This window comes from Pseudobutyrivibrio ruminis (assembly GCF_015057245.1).
Taxonomy (GTDB): Bacteria; Bacillota; Clostridia; order Lachnospirales; family Lachnospiraceae; genus Pseudobutyrivibrio; species Pseudobutyrivibrio ruminis_E.
In genome coordinates, this window is record NZ_SVET01000008.1 from 107,067 (window position 1) to 132,184 (window position 25,118).

Annotated in this window: 20 protein-coding genes; 19 read left to right on the forward strand and 1 reads right to left on the reverse strand. The window is 37.2% G+C overall.

Annotation, left to right across the window (positions count from 1 at the left end; genetic code table 11):
* The 10 genes from E7274_RS08695 to E7274_RS08740 all read left to right on the forward strand — a co-directional run bounded on the left by E7274_RS08695 (nt 1) and on the right by E7274_RS08740 (nt 17,091).
* The gene (locus E7274_RS08695; protein ID WP_304175310.1) at nt 1-4,737 is read left to right on the forward strand and encodes a UvrD-helicase domain-containing protein; all 4,737 of its coding nucleotides are present in this window, start codon (nt 1-3) and stop codon (nt 4,735-4,737) included.
* Between the two features lie 12 nt (nt 4,738-4,749).
* On the forward strand, nt 4,750-7,926 hold the full coding sequence (locus E7274_RS08700; protein ID WP_304175312.1) for a hypothetical protein: 3,177 nt from the start codon (nt 4,750-4,752) through the stop codon (nt 7,924-7,926).
* Between the two features lie 2 nt (nt 7,927-7,928).
* Nucleotides 7,929-9,788 carry a DUF1998 domain-containing protein gene (gene drmB / locus E7274_RS08705; RefSeq protein ID WP_304175314.1) on the forward strand — a complete coding sequence of 620 codons (1,860 nt, stop codon included), beginning with the start codon at nt 7,929-7,931 and terminating at the stop codon, nt 9,786-9,788.
* Complete coding sequence (locus E7274_RS08710; protein ID WP_304175315.1) at nt 9,789-11,516, forward strand: nuclease-related domain-containing DEAD/DEAH box helicase; 1,728 nt, start codon at nt 9,789-9,791, stop codon at nt 11,514-11,516.
* A gap of 68 nt (nt 11,517-11,584) precedes the next feature.
* The gene (locus tag E7274_RS08715; RefSeq protein ID WP_304175317.1) at nt 11,585-12,385 is read left to right on the forward strand and encodes a GIY-YIG nuclease family protein; all 801 of its coding nucleotides are present in this window, start codon (nt 11,585-11,587) and stop codon (nt 12,383-12,385) included.
* Nucleotides 12,386-12,402: 17 nt separating this feature from the next.
* Nucleotides 12,403-12,939 (forward strand): hypothetical protein, encoded by a 537-nt coding sequence (locus E7274_RS08720; protein WP_304175319.1) that lies wholly within the window; start codon nt 12,403-12,405, stop codon nt 12,937-12,939.
* Between the two features lie 12 nt (nt 12,940-12,951).
* Nucleotides 12,952-13,230, forward strand: coding sequence for a hypothetical protein (locus E7274_RS08725; RefSeq protein WP_304175321.1), 279 nt, complete (start codon nt 12,952-12,954; stop codon nt 13,228-13,230).
* 25 nt (nt 13,231-13,255) lie between these two features.
* Nucleotides 13,256-14,200 carry a macro domain-containing protein gene (locus tag E7274_RS08730; protein WP_304175323.1) on the forward strand — a complete coding sequence of 315 codons (945 nt, stop codon included), beginning with the start codon at nt 13,256-13,258 and terminating at the stop codon, nt 14,198-14,200.
* Between the two features lie 21 nt (nt 14,201-14,221).
* Nucleotides 14,222-15,691, forward strand: a complete 1,470-nt coding sequence (locus E7274_RS08735; protein ID WP_304175325.1) for a hypothetical protein — start codon at nt 14,222-14,224, stop codon at nt 15,689-15,691.
* Between the two features lie 23 nt (nt 15,692-15,714).
* Nucleotides 15,715-17,091: a KAP family P-loop NTPase fold protein gene (locus tag E7274_RS08740; protein ID WP_304175326.1), complete on the forward strand. Its 1,377-nt coding sequence runs from the start codon at nt 15,715-15,717 to the stop codon at nt 17,089-17,091.
* A gap of 67 nt (nt 17,092-17,158) precedes the next feature.
* Here E7274_RS08740 and E7274_RS08745 read toward each other — a convergent pair whose 3' ends face one another.
* Entirely contained in the window at nt 17,159-17,821 is a 663-nt protein-coding gene (locus E7274_RS08745) for a helix-turn-helix domain-containing protein (protein WP_304175328.1), read from the reverse strand.
* A gap of 428 nt (nt 17,822-18,249) precedes the next feature.
* On the opposite strand from E7274_RS08745, the gene lexA reads away from it, so the two are divergent.
* The 9 genes from lexA (at nt 18,250) to E7274_RS08790 (ending at nt 24,998) form a co-directional block, all read left to right on the forward strand.
* Nucleotides 18,250-18,852 carry a transcriptional repressor LexA gene (lexA, locus tag E7274_RS08750; protein WP_304175329.1) on the forward strand — a complete coding sequence of 201 codons (603 nt, stop codon included), beginning with the start codon at nt 18,250-18,252 and terminating at the stop codon, nt 18,850-18,852.
* Between the two features lie 173 nt (nt 18,853-19,025).
* The gene (locus tag E7274_RS08755; RefSeq protein WP_022518945.1) at nt 19,026-19,274 is read left to right on the forward strand and encodes a hypothetical protein; all 249 of its coding nucleotides are present in this window, start codon (nt 19,026-19,028) and stop codon (nt 19,272-19,274) included.
* Between the two features lie 318 nt (nt 19,275-19,592).
* Entirely contained in the window at nt 19,593-19,955 is a 363-nt protein-coding gene (locus tag E7274_RS08760) for a helix-turn-helix domain-containing protein (RefSeq protein ID WP_304175331.1), read from the forward strand.
* Between the two features lie 139 nt (nt 19,956-20,094).
* Nucleotides 20,095-20,655, forward strand: a complete 561-nt coding sequence (locus E7274_RS08765) for a hypothetical protein (RefSeq protein ID WP_026508797.1) — start codon at nt 20,095-20,097, stop codon at nt 20,653-20,655.
* Nucleotides 20,656-20,666: 11 nt separating this feature from the next.
* Complete coding sequence (locus E7274_RS08770; protein ID WP_004602750.1) at nt 20,667-20,825, forward strand: hypothetical protein; 159 nt, start codon at nt 20,667-20,669, stop codon at nt 20,823-20,825.
* A gap of 78 nt (nt 20,826-20,903) precedes the next feature.
* A complete protein-coding gene (locus E7274_RS08775) occupies nt 20,904-22,739 on the forward strand; it encodes a recombinase family protein (RefSeq protein ID WP_304175333.1) in 1,836 nt (611 codons plus the stop codon).
* A 182-nt stretch (nt 22,740-22,921) separates the two neighbouring features.
* Nucleotides 22,922-23,257 (forward strand): helix-turn-helix transcriptional regulator, encoded by a 336-nt coding sequence (locus tag E7274_RS08780; RefSeq protein ID WP_304175335.1) that lies wholly within the window; start codon nt 22,922-22,924, stop codon nt 23,255-23,257.
* An 87-nt stretch (nt 23,258-23,344) separates the two neighbouring features.
* Nucleotides 23,345-23,821: a hypothetical protein gene (locus E7274_RS08785; RefSeq protein WP_304175337.1), complete on the forward strand. Its 477-nt coding sequence runs from the start codon at nt 23,345-23,347 to the stop codon at nt 23,819-23,821.
* 121 nt (nt 23,822-23,942) lie between these two features.
* Complete coding sequence (locus tag E7274_RS08790; protein ID WP_442960416.1) at nt 23,943-24,998, forward strand: DUF5688 family protein; 1,056 nt, start codon at nt 23,943-23,945, stop codon at nt 24,996-24,998.
* The last annotated feature ends 120 nt before the right edge of the window (nt 24,999-25,118 follow it).

Here is a 25,118-nt window from a genome sequence, read left to right on the forward strand (position 1 = left end):
TTGGGTACATTAAATGAAAAGGATATGCAGATAAGAGAAATAAAAGAAGGATATAAGTTTCTAGATAGATTGTATGCTGCTTATCCTATTATTGGTAATGCCTTAATTAAGGAATCAACACAAGAAAAAATAAATGTTCAGGCAAAACAAGCACTAGATAAACTGGTGGAAAATCCGTCTTATTTTTCATCTGTGCCTATAAATTGGCATATGTTTATTACGTTGGCAACAATTAATTATGCTAAAAAATGGAATGCAAATGAAGAGGGACGATTTACTAAGTACATTACACTTCAGTTTGGATATAGAGATGATTCAGGCAAAATTTGGGGAATAATATCTAGATCTCTTGAGAAAACGTTTAATAATAAAAATAGGTTTTTCCTAAAAGACAAGAACGGAAGAGAATTCTATGAGACGGTGCTGGTGCATTCGTTTGCACCGCTTAATGCATGGGATTCTGTATTTGACTTGTTATATGACTTTTTGAAATATAACCTGCGATGGAATTACATTAAGGACGATCCTATCATCAATAAGATGATTTATGCGTTAAATGCAAAAATGAATGGAAACTCATCTGATGATGAGGATTTATTAATTAGTTCTAAGGAGTACCATATAAGACTTGGAGCAAAACGTCTATTACAAAATCGTCCAGAGTATTCAACAGTTCTTTTTGAACAAATTATTAGTAGAATAAATGATTTGGTACAGAATTCGGCCAAAGAACCTTCTACTTATGTTGAGCAACTTGTAGATCAGTGGTTTACAAATAGAATTAGCAGAATGCTGGAGGGTGAAAAAGAGCAGTTCACTAGAAAAGTGTCACGTTCAGGTGATACAGCTTTGTCATACTCAAGAATCAGAGCATCGTTATTGATTGATTCATCAGGTGTAGTTGTGAATATCCCTACCATACGACTGGAAAACACAGGGCATAAATATGCCGAAGTAAGGCTTTACGATGAAACTCGGCTGATATCAAAGGAAACACTTGAAATATATGGTAATGAGCTTGGAGAGACAGTAAGTGGTTGTAACATTCCAATTGCTATCTCAGGATTAAATTCCTGCAATTTAAAGATTGAAATAGTTTGTGATGGGGATGTTATCTACGATTCAGGAAAGAGCCTTTATAAGAGATTTTGGATATTTAAAAATGGTAAGGAAACCAGCATAAGTGGATTGAAGCCGGGAAGATATGAAATTTATGCTCCAGGTGTGGATGGCATATCTTTCGAAGAAGTAGATGTTCTTGAAAAAAGCAATAATTACCTCGATATTTGTCTGAATGATGATTATGCAATCTATTATAACGACAGACTTGTTGCCATGGACACGTCTAATATTAGAGAAGTGACAATTTCAGAACCGGAGTTTGTGGAAGGATGTCATTATATAACAGAAGATGACGAGTGCAAGATAACCCTTATTCAGGACAGCTTTTCCATTTATTTAGATAGAGACCGTCAGGGAAATAGTATTCGTATGTACTGTGGAAGTGAGGAAATAAAGCTTACTGATTATTGGAAGGATAGAGACGTATGTGAAATACCATTGAGCAGTTTTTCTACAGTAAATGATGTGGTATCGGTAAGTATTGTTAGTTTAGAAAGAAATGCGGTTATTTATGAAAAACATTTTCTCGTTCTAAAAGATTTAAGGGTGTCATTTAATAAAGATTGCTATGTTATGCGGGATGATTATGATGAAGCATTTGTTGATATTAAAATCAATGATGAAATGCAGAAGCATAATATTCAAATGGGCGAGAATGTCATTTCAATTGAATATGAGGCCGGAAACATTAGCGTTGATGTTCCTGCTATGACGTATCATTGGAACAATATTGATAACATCTATCCCGGAGAGAATATATGGATTGATGATATTAAGCAGGGGGCTGAATTAGAGATAAACTGTTCATCAGAATTAGATTTTGAAGTTGAAATCGGAGATGAGAGATTTTCAGATTCTAAAATAGATCTTTTTGCTATTGGAGAGCGGGAAAAAAGCAAGGCTTCTTATAATTATCCGGTTACCGTTTCAGTGCAGAATCATAGGTATACATTGGGACAAATTATCTTTTCTGAAATGTTCATTAGGATGCCAGTGTTTACATCTGATGAGAGTTTTATCTACTGGGATGGTGGCATTAGCTTTATAGGTAATAGGGATAAAAGAATTAGACTGGATTTGTATAACGAAGAGAATCATGCTTATTCTTTGGAATTGGAATTTGATGATAACAAGATTGAATTACCGCCAGACTTTGTAGATGGTGAATATACATATTCTATAGTTCTAGAATCTGGAGATGAGGAACTGATTCTCGCACAGGAAACACAGTTCTTTGGAAACCCCAATAAATACAGATTCGAGAATAAGATAATTGAAATTTTTGAAGTTACGGAGGATGTTGAAGAAGGGACAAAGCCACAAGAAATTAAGCCTGTTTACATTGAGAACATTAAGTTTTTAGAAAGAAATTATGTAGCATCAGAAGAGGGTACTTTTGATATTTATGAAGGACAGATGTTTTTTGTAAGGCCGGATGGAAGTAAAAAGTACTATTCACGTAGATACTATACCAACAAGCAAACGAATTTTTCGTTCTATAAAATTAACCCTGTAAAAATAATCTATATTAACGAAAAGTTGTTACGAATTGTCAATGAGGATGATGAAGGACTTTATTGCTATGACAATTTTGGAACATCGCCGAGATTGGAAATTACAGACAGAGAACCAAGGATTGGAGCAAAGAATTATAAGGATATACTTTTCTATTTGTATGGATCAAATGTAAAAAGGCTAAGAGCGCAGGCTACAACACCTGTTGTTTCAGCATACTCAAATGTGAGGAATGATTTTGAAAAGTATGTTGAGATAGATCAGTGTGAAGTTATTGAAGCGGAAGTATCAAGGAGAATGATAATCAATGCGGGTCCTGGAACGGGTAAAACGTGGACTTTGATTGAAAAAATTATAAATCTTGTAGATGTTCAGGAGGTGGATCCTGAAACTATTTTGGTGCTTTGTTTTTCTAAAGCTGCGGTTGAAGTCGTAAAGAATAGATTAAAAAAAGCAGCTGATGATGAACGAGTATCAGAAGTAATTAATCTTGTAGATGTCAGAACATTTGACTCATTTGCTTCACAAGTATTGTATTGGGTAAAGGATGAAAGTGAATATGATAACCTGCAATATTATGATATCGGCAAATTGAATTATGATGAAAGAATTAATTTGTTTACGAGTACCATAACGGAGTTGCCGGAGTTACTTGAACAGTGTAGTCATCTTTTTGTTGATGAGGTTCAGGATTTGGTCAAGGAGCGTGCACGTATGGTACTTGCTATGATACGAAAGATACCGGATTCTTCAGGAGTAACATTGCTTGGTGATGCATGTCAGTCAATATATGATTATCAGGCAGGAAGTGACCGCATGACTTCAAAACAGTTTTACGGCGTTATGGCAAATGATATGCCGAAATTTGCGCATTATACATTTACAAGAAACTATAGACAGGATGATGAACTTGCATCTTTAGGCGATGGTTATAGAACTCATATTTTAAGTGGACGAGTTAAAGAGTGTGATTCTTATTGGCATAAAGAAGTCGAAAAACAAATACCTCAGTTCAAGGAATATGATGCTGATAAGATAACACAAAGTAGTTTAAGAGAATTACTGGATGCAGGAACTGTGGGGATACTAACCAGAACCAATGGCCAAGCATTAAAAATATCTGCAGCATTAAGGGAAAAAGGAATTGATCACGTTTTAAAGAAACGATTAAGAGATAATACTTTAAATAAGTGGATTGCATTAGTCTTTAATGATTATGAACTAACTTCAATAGATGAAGATGACTTTACAGATTTATACAATGATATAGCAGATTCTGAAGATGCAGAATCGTATGAGGTATGGAATGCCATAAGGGAAGCATCTCGAACATCAGCTGAAAGAATTGGTGTTAGGGATATTTTGAAAGGTATTATGACTAATTCTAGATCATTGGCATTGTATTCACATGAAAGACTATCAAAGCTTACTGTTACAAATATACATAGAGGAAAAGGACGCGAATTTGATGCTGTATTGGTAGAAAATGATATTTTTACAGATGAAGAAAAAGAGTTGGAAGAGCATAAAGTATGTTATGTAGCATTAACCAGACCTAAGCAAGAAATCTATAGAATAAATGCTAAGGCTGATTTTATCCGAATTGACAAAGAAGGAGATAGGCGCTGTTTTAAATCTGATTATGTTGGATATAATAAGCAACGATTGACGTACTTTGAAGTTACAGGGGAGCCAGATATAGATTTGCGATCCTTTGTACGAGAAGGTGGAACACAACTTTATATCAGAGAAAACTACAATAACCTCGTAGGAAAGAAGATTGTTTTGCTTAAAGACAAACATAAGTCAGAGTTTGTGCGGTATAAGATTGTTCTTGCTGAAGGCAATTACATTCTTGGATATACAAGCAAGGAATTCTATGAGTCATTAAGTAGAGCATTGCACGTAGTGTATAAGCTGCCTTCAAGAGCAGAATTGTACTTTAATGTCTATCCGGAGCGTTTTACAGACATATACGTTGATGATGTAATTTCTGTAATTGATCAGCTTGATGGTTCAGAAATGGGTGTAAAAGCCTTTGGAGAAATGGTCACTTGGAATGCAGTTACCATTGTTGGTTATAGCAAAGCGGAATACTAATAGGAGAATGAGATGGCGGATTATAAAGAGTTCTATGAGGCTCGAAAGGAAATCATAGACATAGTAAAAAAAGACCTTATTGGGCCTGTATATGAAGATGAAATACTGGTTGAGCGTCCTACGCAATACTATGTTATGGGAAAACTATATCCAAGAGCAAAGGATGAGCAGGATAATGAAAGCGATACAGATGAGGATGTAACAACAAACTCTGGCATGGATCAGAATACTGATTCATATGATAGTGCATTGGCATCTACAAATGTTATTGATCCAAGTACCATGGGTGTTACTTTTACAGTTAAGCCAGGCGTTAAGCAAATAAAAGTGTCTGTAAGCTATGCACAGTATCATTCAAATACAAAGGAAGAGATAGATAAGCAAGGGCTTGATGTTAGTAAATATGAAAATGACGTGACGGATAAGACATTATTTTGGGTAAGAGAGCCGGGAAAACAAGAATATGTATTTGATATCGGAAAAGATAAAGAATACAGAATTGTTGATGAGATATATCTTAGGTCGTTCACTCACAAAACATTTGAGAGTGGGGAAACAGTTATTACCATAGTTCTCACAAACAAGTATGTAATTGATCAGTTTGATTTTGATGAAAAGAATAATCACTCTTTATTTCAACCAGAAATTACTATCGTCTCCGATGAAATGGAAGGAAGAGTGTTTACTTCTGTCCGCAGACAAATAGAGCTTACTGATGATGAAGAACTATCAGAGCTTGATATGTTATATGCAGCTAATGGTTGCTTTGGCCAAGGGCATGGTTGTGCTGTTGAATGGGATGTAGAGAAGGTAGAACCAGACTATATTAAGAGCTCGTTTATGCCTGCATTTAATCTTCTTCAAATGAAGGCACGTCAAATAGAGGATAACCCTGTGTTCAACATGAAATACTTACACACAGGAGATGCCGAAGAAATAATTGCTAATTTAGAGAGTTTTGTAGATGAATATAGAGACTGGATTAATAAGCTTAAAGAATCCATTCCCAAAGAGTATGCGGAAAGTGCAAATAATAATATAAATAAGTGTCTGACTGTTTGTGCGAGAATTGAGCAAACAGTTAAGACTCTCGGAAAAAGTGCGGCGAAAAATGGAAATGCATGGAAGGCTTTTAGATATGCAAACGAAGCTATGTACATGCAAAGACGACAATCAATTATAAAAGGTGGAAGGGAACCAAAAGATGAGAATATTAATTGGTATCCATTTCAGCTTGCATTTATGATGCTTGAAATAATGTCATTTGTAGATCCGACTGGGGATGACAGAAAGACGGTTGATTTGTTGTGGTTTCCTACTGGTGGTGGTAAAACCGAGGCATACTTAGGAATTGCTGCATTTTGTATTTTTTACAGAAGACTAAGCCATGAAGAAGGTGTAGACGGTGTAACTGTTTTGATGAGATATACCTTACGATTGCTAACGATTCAGCAGTTTGAAAGGGCAAGTATCTTGATTTGTGCTTGCGAATTATTACGAAAGAAATATGCTTTACCGGGCAGAGAAATATCAATTGGATTATGGGTTGGAAATAAACTTACCCCAGGTACGATTGAAGTGGCAGATACTACTTTGGCAAAGTTACATAACAATGGAAATGTAGATCAAGATGAGGCGGATCCATGTCAGATAAAGATTTGTCCTTGGTGCGGTAAAAGAATATATCCTAAGAATTATTCTATTAATGCTGCAAAAACACGTATGAACATAAAGTGTACAAATGGCGAATGCGTTTTTTCAAAAGAGGAAAGCCTGCCTATTCATTTAATCGATGAGGAAATTTATGGACTCCGACCAACATTTATAGTTGCTACGGTGGATAAGTTTGCTCAGATTACGTTACAAGATAAACCGGCGGCGTTGTTTTCAGTCGATAAACAATGCCTTCCTCCTGAATTGATTATTCAAGATGAGCTTCATCTTATTTCTGGACCATTGGGAACAATGACTGGAATCTATGAGGCTGCAATAACAAAAATATGTGAACGTGATGGGATACCAGTAAAGGTTGTAGCTTCAACAGCAACCATTCGTAATGCGGATAAGCAGATTAGAGCTTTATATGGAAGGAAATTTGCTCAGTTTCCGCCGCAGGGAATATGCGCAGATGATTCTTTTTTTGCTGTGAAATCAACTCCAGAGGAGAGACCGGCAAGACTATATATGGGAGTTATGGGAGTTGGCGCGACTTTTACCACAACTCTTATAAGAGTGTATGCGGCATGGCTGTTTGCCTCCAGATATCTGATTGATAAAGGATATAGCGATAAAGCAATCGATAACTTCTGGACGTTAACTGGATATTTCAACAGTATTCGAGAATTGGGTGGTGCACAGACACAGGTTGTAGATGATATTCAAAGTAGATATCAATACTTAAAGGATAAGAAATTTGCGGATTTTAATCCTAAATTTACCGGAAATAATAAATATGAGTATTCTGAAGAATTAACGAGTCGAATGACGAATGACCAGATTTCAGATATCATTCAGACTCGACTTAAGGTCCCATATACAAGTGAGCAGGGTGAAGATGTACCATTTGATTTTATACTTGCATCAAATATGATTTCAGTCGGCGTCGACGTGGGTAGATTGGGAACGATGGTTGTTGCTGGACAACCCAAAACAAATGCTGAGTATATACAGGCTACAAGCCGTGTTGGACGTGATAATCCAGGTCTTGTGTTTATGATTTATAATGCATCTCGTTCTAGGGATAGGTCGCACTATGAACAGTTTTTAAGATATCACGCTGCACTATACCGTTATGTAGAAGCTACAAGTTTGACACCTTTTTCAGATAGAGCCAGAGATAGGGGGCTTCATGCATTATTTGTAACGTTATGTAGATACATGTGCCCTGAGTTGCTCGAAAATGAAAATGCTTCAAGATTTGATCCGTCTCTTCCAGAAGTTAAAGAAGTTGAGGATATTATATTTAAATATGTTCAGATTGTTGATAAACGTGAGTTAGATAATGTCATCAAGGAAGTGAAGTTCATTGAAATGAAATGGGCAGAAGAGGCTCAAGGTGAACTGTGGTATCACAGAAAAAAGAAGAGATCTTTGTTAAAAGAAGATATCGAAGAAGATGATAGATTTAGATGTATGAATAGTATGAGAAGCGTTGAAAAACAGTCTGGATTATATTTGCTAGGAGATTAATTATGAGGATTGGACCAAAAAGCGCCAAAACAAAGAAAGACGCAATAGGAAAGTTAAGGAAAACGCAATTAATTACTACATTCGCACCGGGAGCAATAGCAGATATGCCGGATTATTCTGTTATTTTGGCAGCTACTGATTATTGGAATCATTACAGCCCTGTAATACATGAACCTAACCTTGAAAGATTGCTTGGTATAAAAGGTTTTAAAGAACCATATGCCACCGATTCAGAAAACCCTAAAGGAAATCCAGACGTACCAGCATTCCGGTTTCCGAGAATGCATTTTTGTCCGAAATGTGGAGACTTGAAGGATTATAAAATGTTTGGAGATGCAAAGCATAAGAAATGTCAGTGCGGAAGACAGTTGGTTCCTTCACGTTTTGTTTGTTCATGTATCAATGGTCATCTGGAAGATTTTCCGTATAAATGGTGGGTTCACTATGGAAACTATTCGGAATGTCCCGCTGGTGATAAGTGGGATCAGATTAGTATTGAGTTCAAAAATACAACCGGCGGATTATCAAGTATTGTAATCAAGTGTAAGGCGTGCGGTAAAACCAGAACCATGGAAGGTTGCATGAGTAAGGATGCGTTAAAGGGATATAAATGTAAAGGTAAAAGGCCATGGATAGGATTTGATAAACAGTTTGATGATGTGGAAAATTGCATGGCTCCGATGAAGACATTACAGCGAGGGGCATCTAATGTTTATTTTAGCGTAACGCAGAGTGCGTTAACGATTCCGCCATATAGTCAAAAGATACAAAGCGATTTAAGCGATAAGTGGGAAGAAGTAAAAGGGCTGTTTGATAACAAAATGGATGATGAAAATATAAAGATAGTTCTTGGAGCATCTATATTTCGTCAAACAATACTAGAAGGAAGATATTCTGCTGACGATTACTTCAAGGCAGCTAAGGAGCGTTATCAGATGGAAAACCCTTCAGAGGAAGTAGAGATTGAAGATAACTATACAGAGAAGAATCTTTATCTAGACGAATATGAAGCATTATGCGCAGGATATGAGCAAGATGAGGATGACGTGGAACCGGAACAATTTATTGCGGTTGAATCTGAGATTCCTGACATCTTGGATGGATTTGTAGAATCTGTAATGCTTGTAAAAAGGCTTCGTGAAGTATTAGCTGTCAAAGGATTTAGGCGCATAACCCCAGAAAAACCACACCCAGATGATAACAGAGCTGTTGGAATGGATGGAAGGGAATATCAACCTGTTTGGAACAAACCACATGATTGGATGCCGGCAATACAGATGCGCGGTGAAGGCTTGTTCCTAAAATTCGATGAAGAAAAATTAAGAGAGTGGGAAGACAGGAATTCTGCTAGGTATGATCTAATGAAAGAACGTTTGGGAGACTACAATATTGGCAAAGGCATGATGTCGCCAAGATATGTAGTTTTGCATACATTTGCTCATCTTCTCATAAGACAGTTAACTTTAGAATGTGGTTATTCAGGAGCTGCGTTGAAGGAAAGAATTTACAGTACATTCCCAGACTCAGATAAGCCTATGGCAGGAGTGCTAATCTACACTTCTTCTTCAGATTCAGACGGTAGTCTTGGAGGATTGGTAAGACAAGGTGAACCAGAATTGTTAGAAACAACAATTAGAAATATGTTACAGGAGGCTTCTTGGTGTTCATCGGATCCTTTATGTAGTGATTCAACGGCTCAAGGATTCAACTCTCTGAATTACGCGGCATGTCATGCTTGTACATTATTACCGGAAACCAGCTGTGAGGCTAGAAATTGCTTGCTGGATAGAGTTTCTATAGTTGGAACCTATGATGATAGAAGTCTTGGATTTTTCGGAGAACTACTTGAGGAGGAAGAATAAATGGCTAGGATGATACCAGCTACAATAAGCCCTGATGTTAAAAGTCCAGCCGAAAGAATGATTTATAGTTGGCTGAGTGATTTAGAATGGGAAAATTGCATTGTTTTACATTCGTTGGGAATGGCTGAACATGTTGACAAAATATTTGGTGAAATAGATTTTGTTGTCATCGCTGATGAAGGAGTTTTATGTATAGAAGTCAAGGGCGGTATTGTTAAACGCCAAGGTGGTGATTGGCATTTTATAAATCGATACGGCAAGGATTCTACAAAGAAGGAAGGTCCTTATCAGCAAGCGCAGGGAAATGAACAATCGTTAAGATTATACTTGGAAAAAAGGCTTAAAAATAAACAAGATCCTATTTGTAGATGTGCTTATGCCAATTGCGTTATGACTCCGGATTGTGTGATTGATGCGGATGATAATATAGAAATTATACCTGAAATTACTTTTGATAAAAGAAATACAAAAGAAGATTTGCCTAAGTTTTTTGAGAAAGCTTTCAAGTATTGGAAGGATAAGACGATGGAAAAACATCATTTTTCTGGAAGACACTTGCAGGATGAGGATAAGGAACGTTTAGTAAGTATTCTTCGTGGTGACTTTGCATTTGTTCCAGCAATGTCATTAGCGTTAAAAAGAACGGATGAGATGCTGGCTTCTTTAACAGATGAGCAGTACATAATCATGCAGGGATTTCACTCAAAGAGAATGCTGGTTTCCGGTCCTGCAGGTACTGGGAAAACGATGCTGGCTATGGATCAGTGCAGAAAACTGAAGGCAGAAGGATATAACGTGTTGTATTTATGCTACAACAAATTAATTGCAAATTATGTAAGAAAGAATTTTGAACTAGAGAAGCAGGATATAGATGTTTCTACTTTACATAGTTTTCTTATGAAGAAAACTGGTGAAACTGAAATCGAAGATGCCAATTTCTTTACAGAGATCTTGCCTAATAAATTTATAGATGGAATTGATGCGTATATGCCAGATAATGAGAAGTATGATGTTCTGGTTGTCGATGAAGGACAAGATTTAATGAATACAGTTTCTGTCTTGTGTCTAGAAGGAATGGTAAAAGGCGGTTTGAGCAAAGGAAGATGGACTATATATTATGATAAAAATCAGAATATCTTTGGAAAATACGAAGAACTTCAGGATATTTATGATGAATTAGAAGATTATGGTGCCTCATGCTATGAGCTTTCTGTAAACTGCAGAAACACCAAGCAGATTGCAACCGGAAACTGGTATGCAACAAATATCACACAGGCTTCAATAATGAAGGCTGATGGTGAAGTGGTTGGTTATCACAAATATGATAGTAAGACTGCTGAAAAAACTGATGTTCTGAAACTTATTAGACGACTTCTTTCGGAAGGAATTAGTAGAAACGATATCGTTATTTTATCTCCATATAGAATGGATAACGAAAATAGCTGTCTTTATAATGCATCCATTCCATCTGATATTGGTGAGATAAGATTAAATGAATTTAATAAGCTGGATAGCGATGAGTTTATAAGATTTTACACAGTAAAGGCGTTCAAAGGCCTTGAAGCGAGAGTGATATTGTATATCGATATTGAAGGTTTTGAGGAAGATGATGAAAGATTATTAAACTATGTAGCTATGTCTAGGGCAAGAACTCTTCTTGAAGTATTCTATAGGGCGGATTTAGAAGAAGAACGCCAGAAGATGATGCTGAATAGCTATAATCTTTAAAGATTGAGCATATGTTCTGAGATTAAGTGCGTTAAAAAGATTATTTGAAGAGATAGAGGTACATACGTATGAAGGTAAAAGTTGTATTACCATTTTTAAAAGAGAATGAATCAGATTTTAAAGTTCATTGTGGAAGAGGATCTACTGATACATTTTTACCTCTGCGTTTGTTTCTTCAGGATCAGTCAAAGTTTAAAATATGGCAAGAGGAACAGACACAAAAGAATTTTCAAAGAAAATATATTTTATCGCTGATCTATTGGCATAAGGATGAATGGATTTTTGCGGGTATATACGAGAGTATTTCTGTAAAAGAAACACCAAATGGTCCGTCAAAATATAGATATGAAACAAAACTCTTAGATGTTGGAACAGACCTGATTGGTAAGATGATAATTGGGTTTAAGAAAGATTTTAGAGCGTCATATCTTTGCCTGGAAAACTATATTGATGACTTGGAAGTACTTGAAATAACAAGAGATATATGCAAGACGGAATTCCCAGGTTACGACAAAGTTAATGTTTCTTGGGAAGAATTATCTGGATTAATTGATACAGATGCTTGGAAAACGGCACTCGCAAACCAAAAAGGTGTGTATTTGATTACTGATTCTTCTAATGGAAAAAAGTATGTTGGATCAGCTACCGGAGAAAACATGCTTTGGGGAAGATGGAAAGAGTACGTAGCAAATGGTAATGGTGGAAATATAGAGTTGAAAAATCTGGATTTCAGCTATATCCAAAAGAATTTCAGATATAGCATATTGGAGATATACAAAAGTACAACGGATGATGATTCTATTTTACAGAGAGAATCATGGTGGAAAGAAGTTTTAATGACTAGGGAATATGGATATAACAAGAATTAAGTATTAGGGGGCACAGTATGACGTGGGAAGAATACTACGATAAATTCTATGACTGGGCTGAAAGTACGCAAGTAAATAAGCTTTCATCTGTAGATTCTTTGGGCGCAGCTGAAGAAGTTGCAGAGGTTATGCTGGAGTTTGCTTTTAACCGGGAAGATATTGTAAATCGGATTGCAAGAAAAGCAATAGAACAGAAGCTTGTATTTTCAGCAGAGAATATAGGTGATCTCACAAATTGCATGGATGTTAATTTGCAGAACCAGTTAGCATTGCAATCTGTTCAAGCGTTTTCAAAAGACGATTTGGTTATGCTAGAAGGTCTATTAGATGACGATGTTCTAGTTCAATTATATAAGGTAAAGGGACTACCACTTCCGGAAGTTTTTGTAGAAGATGAAACGCCGCAGATTCATGAAAAGAAAAGCAAGAAGGTTGAAAAGGGGCCAAGTAGATTCTTTGAGAAAGTTGCTATGGCATTTGCTATAGGAGAAGGCATTCGACTTGGTATCAAAGACGCAAAAGACGGCAAGAAGGATGATTGGTTCAAGTTGTAAGGAGTCATGTGTATGAAAATAATCTATTGGTTTTTAATGGTTCTTCCGGGAATAGCTTTTTTCTTAGATGATTTTGGTACAGCGACAGTTCCACTGAGAATTTTTGGCGTATGCCTGATACTGATTGTTATTTATGACATTTGGAAAAACAAGGATATCTCGCAGTATATTTGTAAGACCATATATTTTCCTTTGTTTTTGATAATATGGGTTGCAAAGATTAATAAAGAACGAAAAGCAAAGAAGAGAGCACAAAGGCTGAAATATTACAGACCTTGGTATATCTTGTAGGTGTTGTTATTGTATAGGGGTATTTATGAGTTCTATCGAGATTAAGAAGATTGGGATAACAAAACTTGATACGGAAGCTATTGTAAATGCAGCTAATGAAGGGCTGTGGGAAGGTGGTGGAGTATGTGGAGCAATCTTCCGAGAAGCAGGATCAGCAGAATTGACAAAGGCATGCAATGCTATTGGTGGATGTAAGACGGGAAATGCGGTGATTACTTCTGGATTTAATCTTCCAGCAAAGTATGTGATTCATGCTGTTGGACCTCGGTGGACAGATGGCGAACACAATGAGCCAAAGCTTTTATATAGTGCTTATAAGCAATCATTGCTCTTAGCGAAGGAAAAAGGATTACATTCTATTGGTTTTCCTCTTATATCTGCAGGCATTTTTGGTTATCCTTTGGATGGCGCATGGAGGAAAGCTATTCAAGCTTGCAACGATTTTATCTGTAATAATTCTGACTATGATATTACTATCATCTTCGCTGTTTTAGATGAAAAGATTCTTGCGGCTGGAGAGAAAACTCTTAAAGCTATTGTAGGAGATGAGAAGGTTGAAAATACTGTAATTCAGTGGTGCAAAAAATATGAGGTTCTTTTTCATGCGATACATGAGGATGATGAGTTAAAGGAGTTTTTTGAAAGATATAATGTATATCAGCCACCTCAGGGACATCATGGGCTGTATCAAATTTTACATGTTTGCATGAAAGAGGCCTATGACAGCAATGTGGTAATTACCGATTATGGTAAGGTGGTTGAAGGTGGAAAGTTTTCTGATAGAGATTTAGCCAATCCTTCAAAGGAATGGTTGACTAATCTTACGGAAAAACAAATCTTAGCTGTTATTGCATGGCACTTTAGAAGAGATCATTTTTGCGAGGGCAGTTGGATTTGTGAATCTGTTGCGGATGGCCACATGGCGTTGTTGGTTGATACGTTGTTAGAAAAATGTGAGAAACAAGACTGAACGCAAAGGTGGATTGGCGGAATGTATTATCAATATGATAGTCAGTATAAAAATGTGATTATAAGAACTGCCCAAGGAAGATTTCCTGAAATCCTCCACAAAGGCGATAAACAATGGAGTATTCTGGCACCGAAGCCAAATGATCCTGATGATATGTATACCAGAGCTATTTATTTAGGCGGAGGTTGCTGGGAAAGGCTTGATGATATTGATGAGGATATGGCTGAAAATATCTTGAAGGAATGGGGATATGATGCCAATCCGCCAGAAGCGGATGGTGTTTTAATACCTGAAAAAAATGCCAATATTGACGGTGTAGATAGATTTCCAGAAGGGTACTTATTCAAAGGGAAACTGAAGAAGATCCGCATCGATTCTAACTGTATTTGCTATGGCCCATGCCCGATGCCAGAGGATGAGACGGAACAGCATCTTACTATTACTTTGGAGGGTGGTGTTTGGCTTACAAGATTATCTTTTGCTAATGGGCAGATAGAAAAGACAAACTTTAAGATAGACGTTGGAGTTGTCAATAATCTGTTTGATGTGATAGAAAATCGTTTTTCGCAGGAACATGAGCTTTATTGCGTGACTGATGTGGGCTCCTGGGAAATGATTTTAACAGATGAAGAAGGTAAGGAGTTTCAATACAACGGGCCTTTGATTGAAAATGCCGGAGACAGAGTTGAAGGGCTTTCTGATATGGTGAGAGAAGCTACTGGCAGAGATGATTTATTTGTATTTGATGGATGCCCTGAAAAGATTGACTACTTGAAACTTGAGTACAACCGTGAGACCAAGATAAAGCCCAAACATTTACCGGAAGATGCAGAGTATGAATTTGTGACCTGGAATTATGCTGAAGTTTTGACAATAGACAGGGCTACGGAGACGCTGACAAATCATATTCAATTTGCTGAGCAGTGTTCTGTTACAAATACTTATCATGTAGAGGAAGGTATCAGCAGCCTTCTGGATGAATTATGGCCAGAGATGTTTGATGATGTTACAGGCAATCCGCCTGATGCAATTGATGATCCAATGAATCAATGCAACTATAGGATAACTATTCGCACACAGCATGGAACCGAAAAGACTATAGAGGGTTCTTTTGATAAACTTGGACTGCCTGACGAGTATCCGGAGTTTATAGAAAAGATTTATGATTTTATGGCTTTCTATGGAATTGGTGAGCTTTTTAACGAAGCGTCTTATGGTAAGGCAAAACGCACATCATCAGATTATATATTCTGTGATGTAGAGTTTGAGCCGGGAGGTAAGACCTACTGCTATTTGGCAGATGATGATTCTTACGAAGTTGGGGATACGGTTCTTGTTCCTGCGGGACATGATAACCATGAAGCATTGGTAAGGATTGTAGATAAAAACTATTATTCTTCTGAAGAAGCGCCATTTCCTGTGGAGAAGGCGAAACATATTATTAAGCGTATTGATGAAGATGAGATAGAAGATTATCTAGATTTAAAATGATATTAAGGTTGGAGGGTTAACTTTTGGAATCATATGAATTAAAAGATACAGACGATAATATCTTGGATACATTACTTCATGATTCTATATCAAGAAATCAGTCTCTTTATAGATTTCTTGATATGTTAAATACTATCGATGGTAGTGTGTCGCTTGCAGTAAACGGTAGGTGGGGAACCGGCAAAACTTTTTTTGTTAAGCAGGCTAAGTTATTGCTTGAAGCGGAGAATCCTTTTTTTGAAAATAGACCATACTACAGTGAGGTTAAAAATAGCCAATCTTGGAAAAAACATAAGGCTGAAATTGGTCAGGAGTTTGCTCCTGTGCTGCCGGTTTATTATGATGCTTGGCTGAATGACAATGCTACAGATCCGATATTATCAATTGTTTATGAGATTATTAATCAGCTTGATTTAAAGGATGAGATAAAAGGCAAGCCTGAGTTTAAGGAGATTATTAAGGGCGTTGCAATTCCTTTTGTCGAGAAAAAGACCGGCGTTAATATTGAAAAGTTTTTAGATTCTCTTGAAAGCAAAGATTATTTAGAAGAAATCTCCACGCAGCAGCATGTTCATGAACGGGTTGAAGAATTCATAACAAATGTTATAAAGGAACGTGGAAATCGCTTGGTTATTTTTATTGATGAATTAGATCGTTGTCGCCCAGATTATGCTGTTAATCTATTGGAACGTATAAAGCACTATTTCAGCAATGAAAATGTTACATATGTTTTTTCCGTAAATATAGACGAGCTACAGCATACAATAAAGCGGTTCTATGGTGATGGATTTAGCTCTACTGAATACTTGGATCGTTTTTTTGACTTAACGATAGATATTCCGATGATAGATGTAGATAAGTATTTTAACTCTATTTGTTTTGCATCCAATGATTTAGCGTCATCTGTTTGTAAAATTGTGGTATCAAAGCTTGATTTTAGTATGAGGCAGGCTGAGAGATTTGCAAAAATCATAAAAATTGCAATTTATAATAATAGATTTTATAAAAATAATCCGGTTTGGTCAGAGGATAGAGCAAAGTTTTTTATGATGGCTAATGTTGCGCCTTTGATTATTGGATTAAGAATGGCAGACATTAAGAAATATAGAAAGTTTATTGATGGTAAAGAAGCATCATTTATGCTTGAAGTATACGAAGGTGATAATAAAGATTTAGTAGATCATTTTATGCTGAAACAAAATGAAGTCTTTAAAACTGGTAATAATGCCGCAAATGAAGTGGATTTTAACCAGCGATTAACAGAAATATATGAAGCGATTTTTGATTACGATAAATCCAATTCATATCAGAAGGAAATTGGATTAATGACTTTTGACAAGAACAGTAAGGCATGGTTATTGAATGTAATCAATTTGTTTTCATTGCAGATTGAGTTTTAATTCATATACAAAGAATTTTAAAAGAACAGCTAACCATAACGGTGAGCTGTTCTTCGTATATACGGTATTAGAATAAATCCTCATCTTCAGGCACAAATTTTTCTCTAAATTTTTGAGGCGCGCAATAAGGAGCTGAGTTCAATTCATTAAGGTACGTACTTATTACTATATTATAAGCTTCTTCCGGCATACCTTTTTCTGAATTGAAGCTCTCGATATCCAAGTATTTTTTTATGAAAGCGTTGATTGCAATATTATCATGATCGCTATTGTCATAGTATGCAGAATCGCCGTTAACCATTTTATCTAAATAAAATGATTGATACCTAGCACTATTATTATCAAAGTTTGGAAATAGCAGCGCTTGATATTCTGTAGAGGTTGGATAGCTATCATAGCGCTTATCTGTATCTGTTTCATTGAGTTCTATGGTTTTAAAAATTGCTCTTTTAGATTTGAATAATTCAATAATCCAAGAGCCGATGCTCCTAGCACTAATTTGAGATGAAGCAGTTTTACGTCCAAATAACTCATCCAGTGAAACACCAAAGTAGTCGGCTAATGCAATATATTGTTCAATAGTAAAGCGGCGTCCTTTTTTCTGATTAAGTGCTGAGCTGAAATTAGGCTGATTTGTTTCGAGAACTTTTTCAGCTAATTCTTTTTGTGTAATTTTGGATTCATTTATTTTATCCTTAATGAAATTGTTAGCATTCTCAATATATCCCATAACGCAACCACCTTTTCTGAAATGATATGTAATATTATCAATATATATCGAAATTACGTATATTGATATAATATCATTGAAATATTATAAACGCAATTAAATATATGACTTTTGATATATCGTATATCGTGAAATATAATTTAATCATAGGAACTAGTTACTATCGTTGTTATGAATGAGGTTTTTACATTAAGGGAAGGCGTAATAATGTAACAAAATGAAGGTGCGCTCACTTAATATGGAAGTCCCTATATTGGGACAGGCTTTTTGTTACCATTAGAATCATAAAAGGGGGAGTGCACGATTTTCGCGGCTGTCAGATATTTTCGTTATTTTGTAGATTAATATTGCAAACAAGTGTTCGCGATGATATACTTTCAAATAGGAAGTAACGAAAGCAGATTGCTTCCTTTAGAAAGGAGCGGCGTATGAGACATAAATCTACAGAGCTTATGGGTACTATTAAGGCATTTGTAGAGGAATACTACAAGAATTATCGCCACTCACCGTCTACAACAGAGATTGCGAATGCGGTCGGTATCGCTAGAGGAACTGCATATAAGTATCTGTTAGCCATGAGTGACAATGGCATGATCAGATATGATGGCCAGCAGATTTCTACTGAGCAGACCGAGAAGGTTCAGACAGAGTTTACAAGCGTAGCACTTCTAGGTGCTGTTTCCTGCGGCGTTCCCACACTGGAGGAAGAGTACGCAGAAGAATATGTGTCATTGCCTGTTTCTATGTTTGGCAACGGAACTTTTTTCTTATTAAGGGCAAACGGCGAGTCCATGATTGATGCTGGAATCTCTCCCGGAGATCTGGTACTTGTCAGAAAGCAGTCAGAAGCCATGGATGGCGATATTGTTGTTGCACTTGTAGGGAATGAGAACACGCTGAAGCGCTATTTTGTAGACAAAGAGAATCAGAAGATCAGACTTCATCCTGAGAATAAGGCTATGAAGGACATTATTGTTTCGGATTGTGAGATTCAGGGTGTAGCTGTTAAGGTCATTAAAGACCTCGCGTAATGTGTGCTAAACAGTTTTTACAGATCAGACCAGTCGTGCATTGATAATGGCAGTGTTGACTACACTACGGAAAGGCCATTATCGGGAGATTACAGTATGCTCATCATATCGGTTTCTTTCCCTTTTCCGAATGAGAGATATCAAGCTTGAAAGACAAAGGAGGCGTGATGTTGATGAGTTCAGCGGAGGAAAAAATTGGGGAATGCGTGGTTTGCTGCCACAGATGTGGTGGATTTCTTATGGAGTCAGCTAGTACAACTTCGTATATGGTCTGCCCGGAATGCGGTGCTCGCCTTGTTGTGTGCGTGAAGAAAGGCAAGGTATCCGTATTCGATGATAATAGATCCGAGGAGGAGCTTGCTAAGAAGAGGCATGCTCGTTTAACCGGATACGCTGCGAAGCTTAACAAGTTAGGCAAGTAGCAATAAGATTTACAATTAAATATTTATGAGGATGCCAGGGAGATTGCTGGATTGGTCGCTGGTATGGCGTTAAAAGACTTACAAATGAGTGACGTCTGGCATCCAAGAGTTTGTGAAGAGAGTCGTATTTACTACGGATAGATGCAGCAAGGGCGTAAGACATCTATTCAGATTAAAAAGGGCCTGCAAAACAGAAGCTTACTGGAAGATACGTATATGCGTATCAGAAGGTTTTAGCAGTTGTTTTGCAGTGCTCTTTTATTTTTTGCGCTCTTTTTCGGTTCGCTTCTGTTTTGGAAGGCACCGGAAAGGGTGTAGATGATGAAAAAAGTAAACAGAAACAATGGAGTAATTGATGTAACCACAGTCGGTGGAAGAATTAAAAAGTTACGAACTGATGCAGGATTTACCCAGGAGCAGCTTGCCTTAGAGCTTCATCTTGAGGGGAAGTCTGCTATTTCCAATTATGAGAATAACAGCAGAGGTGTTTCAGCGGAGATGCTTACCCAGTTGAGCCACTTATTTCACGTATCTGCTGATTATATATTAAACGGTGATTCACCGGATAATCTTGATCCAATTGTTAATGAAGCAATTGAGATTCTTAACAATCTGAAGACGGACAAGGCAAAGAAGTCTGCACTTGAAATGCTAAGACAGATTCAGATTCTTGAGGGCTAAGGTTCACATCACGTGTACCTTATGTTCACATCCGCGCTAACGATTATAAAGCGCATTCCAATTAGACTAGAACATGTAAAGAGTTACGAAGCGGCGCGCAGCCAAGTGACATAAACACAACTGAATATAGGAGGTGTATATGGCCACTATGGTTAATATCTATGAAAGCTACGGTGACAAATCAGCGAGGGAGAGGGCCGAACTGATTTATTCCAATTACTCTTCCTTCCAGGGAATCATCGAGGATTGCAAGATGAGACTGATCTACGAGATTAAGGCAGAGAAGGAAAGAAAGCGTAGCAATCACAAAGATGAACTTGGAGTCCGTATTCAGAATTTGGGTAACTATAGTAATCCTACAGCGGATGAAGCGGTTCTTGATGTAATGCTTGAGGGAGCTATCAAAGGACTGAATTCAGCAGAGGATGCTTTATCAGATCCGGCTCTGGTACAGGAATTCAAGAGAAGAGAGTATGTCATTGTAATGATGGCTGATGAATATGCTTCTTTCAAGAGACACCTGCATGCACTTAGTGTGAAGGAACAGGAACTTATCATTCCGCTTCTTAAGCAGGAGAAGGATTACTACACACTGGCAGAAGAAGCTGGTGTATCTGTTCCGGTTGTCAGAAGAAAGGCAAGCCGTATTCATTGTGAATTGATTTCCTACATGGAAAATTATTTCATTGAGAAGCTTTAGGAGGGATGGTCATGAAGGAATTAAAAGAGCTTACATTTCCTCCAGAGGCTGAGGAAATGGCTATTAAGTATGCTGCTTTTGACATTATGAAGCAGCTTAACAAAGAAGGAAAGATAACAGACGAAGAACTGCGGTATATCGCGAAAAAGCGTGATTTACCAATTGAGTAATTAGAGTAACCATTATATAATTAAGCTGTATGATGTACTCATAGTACTGACAGCTTAATTGGGAATGCGAGGTGCAATATGGCGCGAAAAGCTGCTATCTACGCCCGTGTTTCTACAGAGCATGAGGCGCAGATTTCTGCACTGGAGAATCAGGTGCAGTACTATGATGAATTATTACAAAGGCATCCTGACTGGGAGCTGGTAGATAGATATATTGATGAGGGTATCACCGGTACGTCTATTCACAAGCGAGAATCTTTTATGAGAATGCTTCAGGATGCAAAAGAAAAGAAATTTGATCTAATCATTACCAGAGAGGTATCCAGGTTTGCGAGAAACACAGTTGATACACTGCAGCAGACCAGAATCCTCAAATCTTACGGCGTGGAGGTGTGGTTCACAGAAGACAATATCTGGACAATGAATGATGAGGACGGAGAGCTTCGTCTATCAATCATGGCAACGCTGGCTCAGAACGAAAGTAAGAAGATTTCACAGAGAGTAAAAGCCGGTCAGATGATTTCATTTAAGAATGGAGTTCTGTATGGCAATGGTAATATCCTTGGCTACGATAGAGTAGGGGATAAGCTTGTTGTAAATAAAGAACAGGCTGAGACCGTGAAGAGAATCTTCGAGCTTTATTTATCCGGCAATGGTGTTCGTAAAATTCAGGACATCATGGAGCAGGAGGGCCGAAAGACTGCAACAGGACTTACCAGATGGCAGTCCGGTAACATTAACAGGGTGCTTAGAAATCCTTTTTATTGCGGAAGAATCGTTTATCGTAAACAATATGTTCCTGATTATCTGGTTCAAAAGAAAATCAATAATTTTGGAGCCGTTGAAAAGGTTTATGTGGAAGGCACTCATGAAAAACTTGTATCACCTGAAGATTTTGATCGGGCTCAGGAGTTAAGAGCAAAACATCGAATCGGAAAGCGTGATAAGAATGGCAGATCTGTTGGTCAGTCACCATGCAAGCATATCTGGGGTAACAAACTTGTTTGTACCTGTGGTCATGCTATGAATAGAAGAATTGCTCACAAGGCAAAAGATGGAAATCTTTCGTATATCTATCAGTGCTATGGACAGTTAAGAACAGGCACACCTGAAAGCAGACGGAAGAAAGGCCTTGAGGTTGATGGAATCTGTGACAACTCATCGTTTATGGAATGGAAGTTGGAAGTTCAGGCTGATTTCATTTTTAAAAAGCTTTTAAACAATAAGGAAGCAATTTACCGTGAAGCAATGTCGATGTTGAGTGATGTGGCTGAGGTTAAGGCTCCTGAAAGAAATGATAAGGAGAAGCTTGAACGAAATATGAAGCAACTGGATAAGCTGCGTAAGCAAATGGCTAATCTTGTTGATATGTGTGCTGACGGGGATATTTCCAGAGAAGTCTTTCGCAGTAAGAAAAAGAAACTTGAAGATCAGATTTCAAACATTGAAAAAATTAATAGTGAGTGTAGACAGCAGATTTTAGAATTGGAAGATAATGAAGCAAAGGATAGACGCATTGAAAGTCTTTCTGAGTTCATTAAGATGACTGCTTATGATGCCAGGGCGAAGATTCCAGAAACAGTGATTGATAACTTTGTTGATCGAGTGGTGTATGATCACGGGGAATTCATTTGGTATCTAAATCCTGCCTTTGGAAATGAAGCATATAAGCAGACCACTTCCGATTGGAAAAAAAAACAACTGTCGAGCGCTTCACGTGATATAAAAGATACGTCATGTGCATACACCAGCACAGGCAGCTATCGCCGAGAAACACTAATTGAAAATGCGCTATTTCTGGGAACATTTGAGATTCCAAAATCTTACATACAGAAAGCTGCAAAGCTCTACTATGGAGAGCACCGCAGATTTCGGTTCCCGGAAAAGCTTGAATTTAAGCTGTTTCTAGTATAGGGAGTCATTTTGACTCCCTATATTTTTACCTAAAAAAGTGTCGTAGTTAACAGTCCTATTTTTGAAGTTCCATACTTTCAAAGTAGGGCTTTTATTTTTAAAATATATTCAAAATAGGACATGAAATTTAAGGTGATTTTTTCAAAACCGGAGGATTTCTTACGGTTGAAGGAGGTTTTGGTATGGGACGATTTACAGCAAATAAACTTAAAGAAGTAAGAGAGAAAAGAGGATATTCTCAAAGCGAAGCGGCTAAATACATGCACATCTCAGATAGAACTTTGAGAGCAATTGAGGCGAATGAGCGTAAGGTCACTACAGATGAGATTATTCAGTTTTCCAGAATCTATCGCGTGGATGTCAGAGAGCTTCTATTAGAAGAATACGTAGAGCAGTCTGAAGAACAGATTTTATTTAATAGGTATATTTCGTTATATCGTCTCTTTGATCAGTTGGGTGATAAAGATAAGGAAGATGTAGCGTGGGTATTGAAACAGAGAATTGCGGGACTAATATAGATTTGGTATTTCATGAAGACTAAGGATTCTGTATAATTAAAGGTGGTGAAATTAACAAATCGAAAGTTGTAAGGATAAGTGTTACACATGGGTATTATGGAATTTTTCAATAAAAAGAAAATTGATAAAACAACTACCAATAAAGAAGTCTGTTTTGAAGATGAGTTTACTGATATACAATCAGGTTTAATTTCTCTCTGTTTAGAACTTACAGATAGTCAAGTAGATACGGTTTTTGCATATTGCGGTATCGAGGACCATAGTTTTATGTTTAATTCTTTCTTTGAGAAGGATGGGACAATTCTTTCAGCTAGACAAGCTGCTACAGATGTAAGTTTAGTGAAAGAATTCTTAAGGATTGGTACACATGATTTGGAAAATTTTAAATCAGTCTGCACTAAGTGGAATAAACCAATTCCTAGACAAATTAAAATGATTTATGACGTAAAAACTGGGAAATTTGATGCAAATATCAGTTATGAATCGAGAATTCCCTATGAATTAGAAGGTGGAAATGTTTTTAAGGAATGGTTTGATAAGGAATTGAGTGAAAGAACTCAGTAACTTCAAATTTGTCGATCTAATTGAATATTGAACGTTACATAGCAGTTATTTCAATCGAGATAGCTGCTATTTTTGTGCTCATTTTGAGCAGTAACTATTCACTATTCAAAGGAGGTAGACAATGGACTACGAGAAATTCAAACAGGACATGGAGCGGGATGTATTAAAGAATCTTGCAAACAGGGGAATCGAAGCGGAGACCGATGTTCGGCACATTGATAAGGTCAATGACTATGACCAGATGAAACAGACGCTTTCCATGGAAGTGGTATCAGCAGAGAGAAATGCTGACATGCTTGAGAAGGTTCCTCACAACAACATCGAAGACACGGTGGTGGAAATTCCACTGGATGAATTGCATCCCTTTCGGAATCATCCATTTAAGGTTCGTGATGATGCTGATATGGAAAAAACAGTGGAGTCCATTCAAGAGTTTGGTGTATTGCAACCAGCTATTGTTCGACCAGAACGCGATGGAGGTTATGAAATCCTGTCAGGACATCGAAGGCATCATGCCTCAGAAATAGCAGGTCTTCAGACACTTCCTTGTATTGTTAGAGATTTGGATGATGATGCTGCCACGATTTTGATGGTTGATTCGAACCTGCAAAGGGAAGAGATACTGCCAAGTGAGAGAGCATGGGCTTTCAAGATGAAGTTGGATGCGATGAAAAGACAGGCTGGAAGGCCTTCGAAAAATGTGTCCCAAATTGGGACACATTTTCCAAAGGAGCGAAGTGATGCATTGATGGCTAATGAAATAGGAACAAGTCGTAATCAAATTCAGCGATATATCCGCCTCACCAACCTCGACCCAGAACTTCTTCAGTTAGTGGATGATAAGCTAATGGGCTTTAATCCAGCCTACGAGCTTTCCTTCTTAAATCCAGAACAGCAGAAAGACCTTCTTTCAGCTATCGATTATGCCCAGGCGATTCCTTCATTATCTCAGGCGCAGCGAATTAAGAAGCTGGCATTAAATGGTGAGATTACCCAGGAAGGTATGAACATCATTCTTTCTGAAGAAAAGAAACAGGACTTAGATCGAGTGACTTTGAAACATGACACCTTAAAGAAGTATTTTCCAAAGTCATATACGCCAAAGCAGATGGAAGATACCATTATCAAACTACTAGATCAGTGGCAACGAAAAAGAGAGCGTGAGATGAGCCGATAATTTTAGGGAACATTTGCAATCAATGGGAAATAAAAAGTTCCCTAAAGACTAACTATTAAAGAAAGTCAATAAAAATGTTTTAAAACAGAAATGTTTTGAATATAGCGGTGGTGACTATAT

Coding starts and splice junctions, on each gene's coding strand:
- E7274_RS08700 (WP_304175312.1), top strand. CDS start 4,750: ATGGCGGATTATAAAGAGTTCTATGAGGCTCGAAAGGAAATCATAGAC.
- drmB (WP_304175314.1), top strand. CDS start 7,929: ATGAGGATTGGACCAAAAAGCGCCAAAACAAAGAAAGACGCAATAGGA.
- E7274_RS08710 (WP_304175315.1), top strand. CDS start 9,789: ATGGCTAGGATGATACCAGCTACAATAAGCCCTGATGTTAAAAGTCCA.
- E7274_RS08715 (WP_304175317.1), top strand. CDS start 11,585: ATGAAGGTAAAAGTTGTATTACCATTTTTAAAAGAGAATGAATCAGAT.
- E7274_RS08720 (WP_304175319.1), top strand. CDS start 12,403: ATGACGTGGGAAGAATACTACGATAAATTCTATGACTGGGCTGAAAGT.
- E7274_RS08725 (WP_304175321.1), top strand. CDS start 12,952: ATGAAAATAATCTATTGGTTTTTAATGGTTCTTCCGGGAATAGCTTTT.
- E7274_RS08730 (WP_304175323.1), top strand. CDS start 13,256: ATGAGTTCTATCGAGATTAAGAAGATTGGGATAACAAAACTTGATACG.
- E7274_RS08735 (WP_304175325.1), top strand. CDS start 14,222: ATGTATTATCAATATGATAGTCAGTATAAAAATGTGATTATAAGAACT.
- E7274_RS08745 (WP_304175328.1), bottom strand. CDS start 17,821: ATGGGATATATTGAGAATGCTAACAATTTCATTAAGGATAAAATAAAT.
- lexA (WP_304175329.1), top strand. CDS start 18,250: ATGAGACATAAATCTACAGAGCTTATGGGTACTATTAAGGCATTTGTA.
- E7274_RS08755 (WP_022518945.1), top strand. CDS start 19,026: ATGAGTTCAGCGGAGGAAAAAATTGGGGAATGCGTGGTTTGCTGCCAC.
- E7274_RS08760 (WP_304175331.1), top strand. CDS start 19,593: ATGATGAAAAAAGTAAACAGAAACAATGGAGTAATTGATGTAACCACA.
- E7274_RS08765 (WP_026508797.1), top strand. CDS start 20,095: ATGGCCACTATGGTTAATATCTATGAAAGCTACGGTGACAAATCAGCG.
- E7274_RS08770 (WP_004602750.1), top strand. CDS start 20,667: ATGAAGGAATTAAAAGAGCTTACATTTCCTCCAGAGGCTGAGGAAATG.
- E7274_RS08775 (WP_304175333.1), top strand. CDS start 20,904: ATGGCGCGAAAAGCTGCTATCTACGCCCGTGTTTCTACAGAGCATGAG.
- E7274_RS08780 (WP_304175335.1), top strand. CDS start 22,922: ATGGGACGATTTACAGCAAATAAACTTAAAGAAGTAAGAGAGAAAAGA.
- E7274_RS08785 (WP_304175337.1), top strand. CDS start 23,345: ATGGGTATTATGGAATTTTTCAATAAAAAGAAAATTGATAAAACAACT.
- E7274_RS08790 (WP_442960416.1), top strand. CDS start 23,943: ATGGACTACGAGAAATTCAAACAGGACATGGAGCGGGATGTATTAAAG.